This is a genomic window from Dickeya parazeae Ech586 (assembly GCF_000025065.1).
GTDB lineage: Bacteria > Pseudomonadota > Gammaproteobacteria > Enterobacterales > Enterobacteriaceae > Dickeya > Dickeya zeae.
In genome coordinates this window covers 2,645,102-2,658,818 of record NC_013592.1, presented here as the reverse complement: position 1 = coordinate 2,658,818, position 13,717 = coordinate 2,645,102, and the positions used below count along the sequence as shown (strand labels likewise).

9 protein-coding genes are annotated in these 13,717 nt (G+C 52.3%); 5 read left to right on the top strand and 4 right to left on the bottom strand.

The features are described from left to right. The first annotated feature begins 5 nt into the window (after positions 1-5). Complete coding sequence (locus tag DD586_RS11620) at positions 6-1,094, top strand: oxidoreductase (RefSeq protein WP_012885014.1); 1,089 nt, start codon at positions 6-8, stop codon at positions 1,092-1,094. A gap of 54 nt (positions 1,095-1,148) precedes the next feature. On the opposite strand, the gene DD586_RS11615 is transcribed toward DD586_RS11620, so the two are convergent. From DD586_RS11615 to DD586_RS11600, 4 genes are all read right to left on the bottom strand, one after another. Then, positions 1,149-1,361, bottom strand: a complete 213-nt coding sequence (locus tag DD586_RS11615) for a KTSC domain-containing protein (protein WP_012885013.1) — start codon at positions 1,359-1,361, stop codon at positions 1,149-1,151. A gap of 352 nt (positions 1,362-1,713) precedes the next feature. Then, entirely contained in the window at positions 1,714-2,559 is an 846-nt protein-coding gene (gene fghA / locus DD586_RS11610) for an S-formylglutathione hydrolase (protein ID WP_012885012.1), read from the bottom strand. A 20-nt stretch (positions 2,560-2,579) separates the two neighbouring features. Continuing rightward, positions 2,580-3,701 (bottom strand): S-(hydroxymethyl)glutathione dehydrogenase/class III alcohol dehydrogenase, encoded by a 1,122-nt coding sequence (locus tag DD586_RS11605; RefSeq protein WP_012885011.1) that lies wholly within the window; start codon positions 3,699-3,701, stop codon positions 2,580-2,582. Positions 3,702-3,792: 91 nt separating this feature from the next. Beyond that, positions 3,793-4,656 carry a LysR family transcriptional regulator gene (locus DD586_RS11600; protein ID WP_012885010.1) on the bottom strand — a complete coding sequence of 288 codons (864 nt, stop codon included), beginning with the start codon at positions 4,654-4,656 and terminating at the stop codon, positions 3,793-3,795. 744 nt (positions 4,657-5,400) lie between these two features. Here DD586_RS11600 and DD586_RS11595 point away from each other — a divergent pair. From DD586_RS11595 to DD586_RS11575, 4 genes are all read left to right on the top strand, one after another. Then, a complete protein-coding gene (locus tag DD586_RS11595; protein WP_012885008.1) occupies positions 5,401-7,029 on the top strand; it encodes a methyl-accepting chemotaxis protein in 1,629 nt (542 codons plus the stop codon). Between the two features lie 620 nt (positions 7,030-7,649). Then, complete coding sequence (locus DD586_RS11585; protein WP_012885007.1) at positions 7,650-9,311, top strand: methyl-accepting chemotaxis protein; 1,662 nt, start codon at positions 7,650-7,652, stop codon at positions 9,309-9,311. Between the two features lie 491 nt (positions 9,312-9,802). Next, complete coding sequence (locus DD586_RS11580) at positions 9,803-11,464, top strand: methyl-accepting chemotaxis protein (protein WP_012885006.1); 1,662 nt, start codon at positions 9,803-9,805, stop codon at positions 11,462-11,464. A gap of 379 nt (positions 11,465-11,843) precedes the next feature. Further along, positions 11,844-13,529: a methyl-accepting chemotaxis protein gene (locus tag DD586_RS11575; RefSeq protein WP_012885005.1), complete on the top strand. Its 1,686-nt coding sequence runs from the start codon at positions 11,844-11,846 to the stop codon at positions 13,527-13,529. Positions 13,530-13,717: the final 188 nt, after the last annotated feature.

Here is a 13,717-nt window from a genome sequence, read left to right as displayed (position 1 = left end):
CCGTAATGAGTACAACTGATATCCGCGTCCAGGTAGGGCCGGCCAACTATTTTTCTTTTCCAGGGGCGATTGACCAACTGAGCGAATTTTATCCACCCGAGATATTGTCGCGTGCATTTTGGATTCACGGTGAGCGTGCACTGGCGGCAGCCCGGCCTTATTTGCCCCCGGCATTTTCCGCGCCGACGGCCCGCACGGCCTGCTTTTCCGCGCATTGCAGTGAAAATGAAGTTGCACGATTAATCGCGGCAGCGGGCGATGATCGCACGGTGGTGATTGGCGTGGGGGGGGGAGCGGTGTTAGATACCGCCAAGGTGGTGGCGCGTCGTCTGGGCTTGCCGCTGGTGGCGATACCGACTATCGCGGCGACCTGTGCCGCCTGGACGCCGCTGTCTGTCTGGTATAACGAAGCCGGGCAGGCTCTGCGGTTTGAGATTTTTACTGATGCTAATCATCTGGTACTGGTGGAACCACGTATTCTGTTGGCCGCACCGGTGGCGTACCTGCTGGCAGGTATTGGTGACACGCTGGCCAAATGGTATGAGGCGGTGGTGCTCAGCCCCGAGCCACAGGCGTTATCACTGACAGTGCGGCTCGGGTTGCAAACCGCGCAGGACATCCGTGATGTGCTGCTGCGCCAGAGTGAATCCGCACTGAAGGCGGTGGGTGCTACCACGTTGAATCAGGATTTTCTGGATGTGATTGACGCGATTATTGCCGGTGGCGGCATGGTTGGGGGGCTGGGTGAGCGTTATACCCGAGTGGCGGCGGCGCATGCGGTGCACAATGGGCTGACGGTATTACCGCAAACAGAGCCGTTTCTGCATGGGACCAAGGTGGCATACGGTATTTTGGTGCAATGCGCGTTGTTAGGGCAGTCTGATACGTTGCGCCAGTTGAAAACGGCATTCCAGGTGTTCGGGTTGCCGGTGTCGCTGGCTGAGTTGGGGGTAGATATTGAAGATACCGCATCAATCCAGGCGGTGATTGCGCGGACGTTGCAGGCAGGAGAATCCATTCATTATTTGCCCGGTGCGATAGACGCTGGAAGGCTGCTGGCGGCGTTTCGGTCGGTAGAACAGACGGGCGTGTGATAAAACAACGGGGCGGTTTACAACATCGCCCCGTTGGTGTGGTATCGGGCAGGGTTACTGCAGCTTGTCATACGGAAAGGAGTTTCTGATGTAACGTGCGTAGTAGCGTGCTTTGGCATTAGATGCCATCAGCTCTTCATAAATCATCAGTGCCACGTTTTTGTACTGATACAGACTACCGTTTAGTAATTCTACTTCTAATATGCGGTTTTCCGAATCGTACCCCACGGCAAACAGCTCGGTGGAAGATACTCGCTTGCGTTCCAAAACAAATTACTCCCTGTTAGTGGTTGCAATACAACGTTGAATACAACGTTAATGTTACACGCTGTGGTGTTTTGATCAGTTCCGACCTCCAGAGGGCCGGTACGCACCATAAAAACAGACAAAGAATGAGAAAAACATTTCCCTGGCTTTTTTTAATCCGCACGCCGACAAACACACAGTAGCCGAGGATGCCACGGCTACAGGAATCTATCCCGCCGTCAATCATTGCCCGTCAGGGCAGATTCCCATCATCAGTGGCGATCTCACAGGTTAAATGCTACACCGACACAGACCGTGACAGCCCATGATGGACCGTCCCGTGCTGTGAGGTGATGTTATTAAACAACTCCGTTTAGTTTTCATGCAAGTGTTTTGCATGAAAACGCAGATGATCTTCAATAAAACTCGCGATGAAATAATAACTATGGTCGTAATCTGGCTGTATACGCAGCGTCAACGGCCACTGCCGGGCTTTGGCGATAGTTTCCAGTTGCTCAGGCTGGAGCTGCAGGTGCAAGAAGCTGTCGCTATCGCCTTGATCGATAAGCGTCGGTAGCGGCGAGCCGCTATGGGCGAGTAAGTAGCAACTGTCATAGTCCAACCAATGCTGCGGGTCATCCCCCAGATAGGCGCTGAAGGCTTTTTGCCCCCAGGGTACCTGCGTCGGATTGACGATAGGGGCAAAGGCCGACACTGAACGAAACCGGCCGGGATGGCGCAGAGCCATCATCAATGCGCCGTGTCCACCCATCGAATGGCCGCTAATCGAAAGCCGGTCGCTGGCACTGATGTGTTGACGCACTAATGCAGGTAGTTCATCGCTGATATAGTCGAACATACGGAAGTGCCGATCCCAGGGCGCCTGGGTAGCATTGACGTAAAAGCCTGCGCCCTTGCCCAGATCGTACTGCGCATCGTCCGGTACGTCATCGCCGCGGGGGCTGGTGTCCGGCATTATCAGCACCAACCCCAGTTCGGCTGCGAAGCGCTGAGCACCGGACTTGGTGGTAAAGTTCTCGTCGTTGCAGGTTAACCCCGACAGCCAGTACAACACGGGCGGTGGGGGATCTCCGGCCACAGGCGGATAAAACACGCTGAAGGTCATGTCACAATTCAGCGTGCTAGACGCATGGCGATAGCGCCGTTGCCAGCCGCCGAACAACCGGTGTTCGTCCAGCAATTCCAGTGACGTCGTCATGGCGAGTGGGTTCTCCGTCATCAGTTGAAATGCACCACAGAACGAATGGATTTGCCCTCGTGCATCAGATCAAATGCCTCATTAATTTGCTCAAGTGGCATGGTGTGAGTGATAAAGTCGTTGAGCTGGAACTCGCCATCCAGATAGCGCTGGACGATCCCCGGCAGTTGGCTGCGACCTTTGACGCCGCCAAACGCGGAGCCGCGCCAGACACGCCCGGTCACCAGTTGGAAGGGGCGGGTGGCGATCTCTTCGCCTGCGCCGGCCACACCGATAATCACCGATTCCCCCCAGCCTTTATGACAACACTCCAGTGCGGAACGCATCACGTTGACATTACCGATACACTCGAAAGAGAAATCCACGCCGCCGTCGGTCATTTCTACAATCACTTCCTGAATCGGTTTGTCGTAATCTTTCGGGTTGATGAGGTCGGTCGCGCCCAGCTTGCGTGCCAGCTCAAATTTGCTGGTGTTGATATCGATACCGATAATGCGACCGGCTCCGGCCATTTTGGCGCCAATAATCGCAGACAGCCCGATGCCCCCGAGACCAAATACCGCTACCGTATCACCGGCTTTCACTTTAGCGGTATTGGTCACCGCACCCATCCCGGTCGTGACGCCGCAACCTAACAGACAGACTTCTTCCAGCGGAGCGTCTTTACTGATTTTTGCCACTGAGATTTCCGCCACGACGGTACGTTCTGCAAACGTTGAGGTCCCCATGTAGTGGAAAATCGGTTTGCCGTCTTTAAAGAAACGGTGGGTGCCGTCTGGCATCAGGCCTTTACCCTGTGTGGCGCGAATAGCCTGACACAGGTTGGTTTTACCTGATCGGCAGAATTTGCATTCCCCGCACTCAGGGGTATAAAGCGGGATGACGTGGTCACCGACTGCGACGCTGGTGACGCCTTCTCCCACCGCTTCGACGATACCGGCACCCTCATGACCGAGGATCACCGGGAATACGCCTTCCGGGTCTTTGCCGGATAACGTGTAGGCGTCGGTATGGCAGACACCGCTGGCGAGGATACGCACCAGGACTTCGCCTTTCTGCGGCGGCATCAGGTCCACTTCTTCGATTGACAGTGGTTGGTTGGGGCCCCAGGCGACAGCGGCACGGGTTTTGATCATTTGCATGGTGAAGCTCCTTTTATGCAGTCAGGTATAGTGAGGTATAGAGATAATTTTCGGTATTCGCGAGTTGATACGGCCTGTTGACAGCGAGGCATCAGGTGCCGAGTTCAATCATCAGTTTTTTCAGTGCCTCGACGTTGGGGCCAAACGCATCCCTCCGCCAGATAAGCCAGGTGGTGACCGACGCCACGTCTCCCGGTAATTGGTGGGGCTGAACCTGCTGCCCGGCAGGCAGCGCGTTCAGAACGTCGATCGGTACCATCGCCACGCCACTTCCTGCTGCAACGCCTGCCAGCAGCGCGCTATAAGATGGCATTTCTACGATAGCGGCCGGGGTGATGCCTTGCCCACGAAACCAGCCTTCCAGTCGCTGTCGGTAGCCGCACCCGGCGGAGAATGTCAGCAAAGGCAGGTGTTTGACCTGTGAGGCCTGGGACACTGGCGGAATGCCTGCCGCGGTAATCAGCACTAAATGCTGTGAAAAAATGCGGCAACTGTTGATGGCATCATGGGTGACCGGGCCGGTGACCAGCGCCGTTGCCAGCTCACCCGCATTCACGGCTTCCAGCAATGCGCCGCAGGTATCGCTACGCAGCGACACCTGAACCTGGGGGTAACGGCGATGGTATAGCGCCAGTAGTTCAGGTAGTGCTGTGGTAAGCAGGCTTTCTACCGCTCCCAGCGCAAACAGACCGGCAGGTTCACTGGTGTGCGCCATGGCTAGCGCTTCATCACTGAGTGACAAAATACGTTGGGCATAACACAGAAAATTATGGCCTGCCGGTGAAAGACGGACTCGCTGGCGTTCACGAATAAATAGATCGGTACCCAGTTCTTGTTCCAACTGGCGCAGTCGGGTGGTGAGGTTAGACGGCACGCGTCCAAGCTGGGCAGCGGCACGCACCAGAGAGCCAGTTTCCGCCACCAGACAGAACATACGCAGTTGAGTCAGGTCCATGCATTCTCTTTTCGTGAATAAGTTTTGTTTAGTTGTTTATTTTTATTGAGTGTAGCGGTTGTGAAGGCTGCTGACAACCCGGGTACATGCCGGTCTACTGATATAAAAAGCGGCATCGCACACCGTATCGTTTTATTGGAATAGATTCTGCGGGCTCGGCATATTTTTAATAACGTAGGTGATTACCTGATTAATATCCCTGACATAGAGAGGGTAAATAATCGATGCGAGGCACTCATATTTATTTTTTGTGACATTTAAATGAGCCGCAATGTAACAGGACGGCTTTTTTTTTATCACAAAGTGAGGATAAGATGAGATTCGGGTTTTGGCATGTAGCCTGGTTATCGCTCTTTATTTCTTATGACATCCTATACCCAAATAATTCAAGTTGCGGGAAGGCGGCAAGTGAGTGAATCCCGATGAGCTTACTTAGGTAAGTGATTCGGGTGAGCGAACGTAGCCAATACACCTGCAACTTGAAGGATGACGGGTATGTGGGCGGCATTGGCAGTCAGTATTGATTGCTCTCCTACCCGTTATACCCACCCTATTTCAGGTCGCAGATTCATGATGTAGTCCTGGCTACTTACCCATGTAAGTGACTGGAAAGTCATGCAATCACTGGCTTTATGCGACCCGGATTATCCAAGGGAAATACCTTATCCATATTCGCGCCATCGCGTTTTTCCGCGTTGTGGATAGGTCATTATTCAAACTACACATAATTATCTGGATATCATGATGAGCATTTTAAAAAATATCACCATCAGGGCTATGTTATTAATCATACTCACCGGATTTACTTTAATCTGGGGAGGCAGTGCGATTACGACGATCATGTCGCTCAATAAAGTCGAATCATTATTGGACACGAATCAGACTGAGAAAAAAAACTACACTATTCTGGCTAATGGTCGGGAGGCTTTTACCCAGTCAATCGCGTTACTTAATCGCAGTACATTATTCCAACAACGAGGAGATACGGCGCAGGCTCAGGCTTTATTGCAAAAGGTGCAGAGTAATCTCGATACGACCCGCTCGCTGCTGAGTACTTTCCGTGCCGCCAGTCAGGACGGAATCGACCCGACACTGGCGGGAAAAATCACTGATTCCTGGGAAAACGCGATTTCCCAGGCGCTGATTCCGATGCTCAATGCCAGTCAGGCAGGGCACTTTGACGAATATCAACATGACTATCTGGATGTTTATCCCGCGCTGGCGCTGGCGTTTGGCAACAATGTGGCGCAGTACGGCGAAATGATACAGGTTGATAACTCATTAGAGAAAGCGAACCATTTGGCCGCTATCAGTCGAAATGTACTCAGTGCGGCACTGGTGTTGGGGGTTCTGATGTTGCTGTTGTGCGATCGTTATTTGGTTAACTATCTGGTTAAGCCGATAGGCGACATCAAACGTCATATGACTGCATTGACGCAGGGGCGTCTTGGCGTTGAGTTGCAAGAGTTCGGCCGTAATTGTATCGGGCAATTGATCCCATACATTCATCATATGCAAAGCAATCTGCGCGACACGGTGAGCGTTATTCGTGATAACTCGGCGGCATTGCATGTGGGGGCAAGTGAAATCAAAAGCGGTAACGATGAACTTGCCAGCCGGACAGAGCAACAGGCTGCTTCATTACAGCAAACGGCAGCCAGCATGGAGCAACTGAGCGCTACCGTTATTCACAACGCGGATAACCTGAAACAAGCCAGCCAACTGGCACAGGATGCGACGAAACGAGCTGTTACCGGTGGTGAGGTTGGAAAAGCGCTGGAGGCGATGATGGCAGGAATATCCAGCAGTTCCCGCCAGATTAGCGACATCATTACCCTGATTAACGGTATCGCTTTTCAGACCAATATTCTGGCGCTCAATGCGGCGGTGGAAGCCGCTCGGGCTGGTGAGTCTGGTCGAGGGTTTGCTGTGGTGGCGGGGGAAGTGCGTAACCTGGCGCAACGTAGTGCTCAGGCCGCCAAAGACATCAGTGCGCTTATCAGCGATTCCGTTCAGCGTGTGGAGGATGGATCTGTCCAACTGGCGCAGGCCGGAGCGGCGATGGGCGATATCATCAGCGGTATTATGGGTGTGGATGCGTTGATCCGGGATATTGCTTCGGCATCGGAAGAGCAAAAGCGTGGCATTATGCAAATCGGTCAGGCCGTGACGGAAATGGACAGCGTGACGCAGCAGAATGCCTCACTGGTGGAAGAGGCGGCATCGGCCGCTGCCTCACTGGAGCAGCAGGCTGGGCAACTGGCTGATGCCGTCGCCGTATTCAGCCTGTCAGAAGAGGATGGTCACTCGTATCACGCAAACCAGAGGCTGTCGTCATCACCCCTGGCATTAGGAGCGCTGTCATCCCGCTAAACGTGCAGTAACAGCCATCACCGCGTTGTGCGGTGATGGCTGGCCTATGTGTCGTCATTACACGTCACCCGTTTCTTTTCGCATCGCCCGTTTCTCTTCATATTCTTGTGGTAGTTATTTTACAGCCTGCTCGATTTTCTCTCTCTTTGTCACAGCATCACAGTCGATGATGGCGTTCTCATGAGCTTTAATTTAAAGGAAATAGCAATTGCAGTAATCGGTATAGCCGATGAAAGGAAAACAGCCAATGATCTTAATAAGATAACAAAAGAATACCGGTCAAAACTACCATTCTTTATGTTGGTGATGACTGGTGTTAAGGCTAGCTTAATTTTCGCTGTTTACTCTCGACGTGAAAATTGTCGAGATTCGAATTATTTTTTCGGGTGACAAAATAGATAAGTCAGACTTTTTATTTGTCTCATTGGCAATGATTCATAAAAGAGCGGTAAATGTTATGGCCGATAATAACGCCATTGTTATCCACTCTATCAGGGGTTTTCTTGTCACTATGCGAGTGCAAATAATTTGTGCTGAAGGTTTTATGATGGCATTCAGTATAGCTAGCGTGGGTGATGATGAAAATACGTGCTGAGCGCAAAAATAATTCGGAGCCTGCTATGATGTTTTTGAAAAATATTACCGTCAGAAGAATGATGTTAATCATTCTTGCCTTATTCAGTATTGTATGGGGAATTGCCTCTTCTTTTACGTTATATTCGTTAGGTAATGTCAGTCGATTATTAGACGATAATCAGGATCAGAAAAGAAGCTATTCCATTCTGGTCAGAGGGAATGATCAATATTCCCGTGCAGTAACGCGCATGTCGCGTGTGCCGGAGTTTATTCAGCAAGGTGATACGGATAGTGCACAAAAAACTTTGGTAAGTGCGGCAGAGGCGCTTAAAAATACCCAAGAGGCGTTGGCGCAATTTAAGAATAGTCGGCAGATAGGCGTTGGCGATGAGCAGGTTCAGAAATTGGTGACTTCGTGGGAGCAGATTCTTGCTAATGCGGTAGAGCCGATGATGGCCGCGTTGCAAGCGGGGCGACTGGACGAATTTAAACGAATTTATCTGAAGCAATATCCGCCAATGAGTGTGGAACTCAGTGAGTTGACGGAAAAATATGCTGCTGCCATTCAGTCCGACAATACTATCGTAGATGTCGAGCGTTACATCGCCATGAGCAAAAGTACGCTGCTGGTTGCATTGATCATTGGCATTGCCGTGCTGCTTTTGAGCGACCGTTATCTGGTGAACTATCTGGTGAAACCGATTGGTCAAATCAAGCGTCATCTGGAACTGCTGACCAGCGGCAAGTTAGGCGTCGAACTGGAAGAATTCGGCCGTAACTGTGCCGGTCAGTTGATCCCCTATATTCGGGCGATGCAGCACAACCTGCGTGATACGGTGCAGACCATTCACGCCAGCTCGACGGTGATTTATACCGGTACCAGCGAAATCCGCCAGGGGAATGACGAACTGTCACGCCGTACCGACCAGCAGGCCGCTGCGCTGCAGGAAACCGCCGCCAGCATGGAAGAACTGACCTCGACGGTAAAAAATAACGCGGATAACGTGCGTCAGGCCCGTCAAATTTCGGAAGAAGCCCAGCAGATGGCCAGACAGGGCGGTAACATTACCGACAACGTGGTGACCACCATGCAGAGCATCTCCGACAGCTCCCGCAGGATAGCGGATATCACCAGCGTGATAAACGGCATCGCTTTTCAGACCAATATTCTGGCACTGAACGCGGCGGTGGAAGCGGCGCGGGCCGGTGAGCAGGGTCGTGGATTCGCGGTGGTGGCGGGTGAAGTGAGAAACCTGGCGCAGCGCAGTGCGCAGGCGGCGAAAGAGATTGAAACGCTGATTGGCGAATCGGTCAGCCGGGTAGATACGGGTTCGACACTGGTACGTGAGGCAGGCAGCGCGATGGAGGGGATTATCTCCTCGGTCTCGCGAGTGCATGACCTGATGGGTGAGATTTCGGCGGCGTCTGATGAACAGAGCCGGGGTATCGAGCAAATCGGTCAGGCGGTGACGGAAATGGATGGCGTGACGCAGCAGAACGCGGCGCTGGTGCAGGAAGCGTCAGCGGCAGCGGCTTCGCTGGATGAGCAGGCGCAGAGCCTGGCGGCAGCGGTGGCGTCGTTTGACCTGGGGTCGTCGTCAATGTTACACGCGCCACGTACCGCCACACCGGCACTGAAACGACCGGCGCCGAAAACGGCGGCGTTGCCAGCCCGGTCATCGCATGGGGACTGGGAAACCTTCTGAGTCTGGGCAGACGTTCATGTTTTACACGAAAATGCACCGGTTGCCGGTGCATTCTGCTATCGGCGAGAGCCAAATAAGACAGGATAATGTCGCAAGCATTAAAATTCAAAGAACAGTAACGTAGGAAATTAAAAATAAAACGGTTGAAGGTGAGATAACGTGATCACTGTCATTTTTATATCTTAAATTTAAGGCTCACTTAATTTTTGTTCTGTAGCTTTAACGATGAAAACACAGTGAACGTGTTGGCAGACGTGGTAGAATAAATGTGATGTATAAAAAGGAAACGCGGTTTTATTTAACCGTACTGTATGCCGGAATTAAAAAGTGTTATTCATTTTTTGAACGTTTTAGCCAAGGTTTTTCTTGCCACGATATATGTCAGGTGTACAGTTTTAAATTTGCACATTATTTGAACTGGGGAATAACCAAACACCGGTGGCCATGACTACGCAAGCGCTAAAGGCGCGACTAATTATCCGGAGTCCATTATGAATATTTTAAGACACATCACCGTCAGAAGAATGCTGTTAATTATCCTGACGCTGTTTACCGTTATCTGGGGAATGGCCTCTGTCTTCACACTGAGTTCATTTGGTGACATGAATGATCTGCTGAATGACAACATGTCACAAAAAAGAAGTTACTCCATGCTGGTCAAAGGTAATGACCAGTATTTTCGCACCGTCACCCGAATGCTGCGTGCGGTGGACTACTTGCAGACGGGTGATACAGAGAATGCTCAGAAGACATTGAGTTCCGCCGATACCGCTTTGAAAAACAGCAAAGACGCGCTGGACCAGTTTAAGGGCAGCGAGCACATCGGGGTCGACAAACAGGTCGTACAACAAATGACCGAGGTGTGGGGCAGATTACTGCAAAGCGCGGTGGAGCCGATGCTGACAGCGATTAAAGACGGTCGCATGGAGGATTTCCGCCAGTTGTTCCGCAAACAGTACCCTCCGTTGAGCCTGGAATTCGGCGCTATCGCGGAGAAATATGCCACGGCTATCCAGTCTGACGATGGCATCATCCAGGTCGAAAGACACATTACCGTGAATAAAAATCTGTTGCTGGCGGCACTGATTCTGGGGGTTATCGTACTGTTCCTGAGCGACCGTTATCTGGTGAACTATCTGGTGAAACCGATTGGTCAAATCAAGCGTCATCTGGAACTGCTGACCAGCGGCAAACTGGGTGTGGAGCTCGACGAGTTCGGCCGTAACTGTGCCGGTCAGTTGATCCCCTATATTCGGGCGATGCAGCACAACCTGCGTGATACGGTGCAGACCATTCACGCCAGCTCGACGGTGATTTATACCGGTACCAGCGAAATCCGCCAGGGGAATGACGAACTGTCACGCCGTACCGACCAGCAGGCCGCTGCGCTGCAGGAAACCGCCGCCAGCATGGAAGAGCTGACCTCGACGGTAAAAAATAACGCGGATAACGTGCGTCAGGCCCGTCAAATTTCGGAAGAAGCCCAGCAGATGGCCAGACAGGGCGGTAACATTACCGACAACGTGGTGACCACCATGCAGAGTATCTCCGACAGCTCCCGCAGGATAGCGGATATCACCAGCGTGATAAACGGTATCGCTTTCCAGACCAACATTCTGGCACTGAACGCGGCGGTGGAAGCGGCGCGGGCCGGTGAGCAGGGTCGTGGATTCGCAGTGGTGGCGGGTGAAGTGAGAAACCTGGCGCAGCGCAGTGCGCAGGCGGCGAAAGAGATTGAAACGCTGATTGGCGAATCGGTAAGCCGGGTAGATACGGGTTCGACACTGGTACGTGAGGCAGGCAGCGCGATGGAGGGGATTATCTCCTCGGTCTCGCGAGTGCATGACCTGATGGGTGAGATTTCGGCGGCGTCTGATGAACAAAGCCGGGGTATCGAGCAAATCGGTCAGGCGGTGACGGAAATGGACGGCGTGACGCAGCAGAACGCGGCGCTGGTGCAGGAAGCGTCAGCGGCAGCGGCTTCGCTGGATGAGCAGGCGCAGAGCCTGGCGGCAGCGGTGGCGTCGTTTGACCTGGGGTCGTCGTCAATGTTACACGCGCCACGTACCGCCACACCGGCACTGAAACGACCGGCGCCGAAAACGGCGGCGTTGCCAGCCCGGTCATCGCATGGGGACTGGGAAACCTTCTGAGTCTGGGCCGACGTTCATGTTTTACACGAAAATGCACCGGTTAGCCGGTGCATTTTTTATTGGGTATTCCGACATAACGGGAGTGTGACAGTCGCGTGATATTGCCGTTTTTCTGACGTGGTTTTTATACGAATAACCGGTTGCGTCATCTCATTTTTTCTATCCCTGCCTATACTTGCTGATAAATCAGAGCGTGCGCGTTCACAGAGTGATCATCCTGCTTATAACTACCAATCGGTATCATTTGCGCTATATGAAGAACCGTTGGTGGTATTTGGCGCAGTGCGTTCTGATGGGGTGACTGTTGTATTAAGGGGTAAAGGACACTCTGCTGCTCAGCAAATCCTGGAAAACGTCAAATAACATTCGGGAGTTAATTATGTCTTTTCTAAGAAATATCAGTATAAGAGTCATGATGTTATTTATTATGGGATTTTTTGTGGTGCTCTGGGGGAGTGTATCCGGCTACAGCCTGTATTCGTTAAAGCAGGTCACGCTACTGTTAAATGATAACTCGACCCAAAGTAAAACCCAGAGTTATCTCACCTATGGTAATGACCAATACTTCCGTTCCGTCACCCGAATGGCGCGTGTGATGGATTATCTGCAATTTAGCGATGCAGAGAATGCTAAAAAGACATTAGATATGGCGCTGACAGCTATTAATAATACCAAAGATGCACTGGGAAAATTTAAGGCAGCACCACAAATTGGTGTAGATAAAAAAATTACCGATGAAATGGTATCAAGCTGGTCGGCATTGCTTTCGACGGCGATCGATCCCATGTATTCTGCGCTGCAGAAAAACGATCTGGAGGCGTTTCGCAGCGTATTTCGTAAAGTGTATCCACCTGCCAGTTGGGCATTTGGTGATGCGGCGCAGAAATACACCGCGGCGGTGACGAATGCTGACTTTTTGGGGGCAGTGAATACCCATAACGACTGGACCCGAAATACTTTAATACTGGCGCTGATTGTCAGTGTGATCATCTTCCTGGTCAGTGAACGCTATCTGACCAAGTATCTGGTAAACCCTATCTCTGTAATTCAGGCGCACCTTGGGAAACTGATCGCGGGTCGGCTTGATCAGCATCTGGATGAATTCGGCCGTAACTGTGCCGGGCGTATGATTCCCGACATCAAAAAACTGCAACTGAGCTTGAAAGATACCGTCTCGTTGATTCGTGATACCGCCGAGGCGATTTATCAGGGGGCGACCGAAATCCGGCAAGGTAATAATGATCTCTCCGGACGAACCGAGCAGCAGGCATCAGCGTTGCAGGAAACCGCCGCCAGCATGGAGCAACTGAGCTCTACCGTGCAGCACAATGCAGAAAACGTCCATCAGGCCACCAAACTGGCGCAGGAGGCCTCCGACGCCGCGATACAAGGCGGGAAAATCACCAATACTGTGGTGGACACGATGGACAGTATTACCGCCAGCTCCCGCAAGATTGCCGATATTACCTCGGTTATTAACGGTATTGCCTTCCAGACTAATATTCTGGCGCTGAACGCGGCGGTGGAAGCGGCCCGTGCCGGTGAACAGGGCAGGGGGTTTGCTGTGGTCGCAGGCGAAGTGCGCAGCCTGGCGCAACGCAGCGCTCAGGCGGCCAAAGAGATTGAAGGCTTGATTGCGGAGTCGGTATCCCGGGTGGATGTGGGGTCAACGCAGGTCAAGCAGGCCGGGGAGGCGATGCGGACGATTATCGACACGGTATCGCACGTCAGTAATTTGATTGGGGAGATTGCCTCTGCGTCAGACGAACAGAGTCGGGGGATTTCGCAAATCGGTCAGGCTGTCAATGAAATGGATGGCGTGACCCAGCAGAATGCGACCCTGGTACAACAGGCAATGGCGGCGATAGCCTCACTGGAAGAGCAGGCGCGGCAACTGACGCAGGCGGTGGAAGTGTTCCATCTTGGTACCGAGTACCGTTCGGCGACGGGGAATCGGGGACAGACCGACAACCTGGCGCTTAAACGCCCATCACTTAAAGGAACGACGCCCGCTTTGCCACCAGCCGGTAAAACCGGTGGACAGGGTAACTGGGAGAAATTCTAACGCCGCCATCTATTAACGTATCTATGTCTAACGTATTAACGTCCGCCGCATTCATCTGTGTGAATGCGGCAGGGCATATTACGATGGCAGGAGAGTGTGATGGCATGATGGCAAGCTCGTAATGGCAAGTTGAAGTCTTTTCATCAGCCATGACACACAATCACTGGATAATCATCAGGCACTCCATT

What these genes read in the sequence shown, in the direction of transcription:
- DD586_RS11595 (WP_012885008.1), top strand. Translation starts at nt 5,401, where the DNA reads ATGAGCATTTTAAAAAATATCACCATCAGGGCTATGTTATTAATCATA.
- DD586_RS11620 (WP_012885014.1), top strand. Translation starts at nt 6, where the DNA reads ATGAGTACAACTGATATCCGCGTCCAGGTAGGGCCGGCCAACTATTTT.
- DD586_RS11580 (WP_012885006.1), top strand. Translation starts at nt 9,803, where the DNA reads ATGAATATTTTAAGACACATCACCGTCAGAAGAATGCTGTTAATTATC.
- fghA (WP_012885012.1), bottom strand. Translation starts at nt 2,559, where the DNA reads ATGACGACGTCACTGGAATTGCTGGACGAACACCGGTTGTTCGGCGGC.
- DD586_RS11585 (WP_012885007.1), top strand. Translation starts at nt 7,650, where the DNA reads ATGATGTTTTTGAAAAATATTACCGTCAGAAGAATGATGTTAATCATT.
- DD586_RS11575 (WP_012885005.1), top strand. Translation starts at nt 11,844, where the DNA reads ATGTCTTTTCTAAGAAATATCAGTATAAGAGTCATGATGTTATTTATT.
- DD586_RS11600 (WP_012885010.1), bottom strand. Translation starts at nt 4,656, where the DNA reads ATGGACCTGACTCAACTGCGTATGTTCTGTCTGGTGGCGGAAACTGGC.
- DD586_RS11605 (WP_012885011.1), bottom strand. Translation starts at nt 3,701, where the DNA reads ATGCAAATGATCAAAACCCGTGCCGCTGTCGCCTGGGGCCCCAACCAA.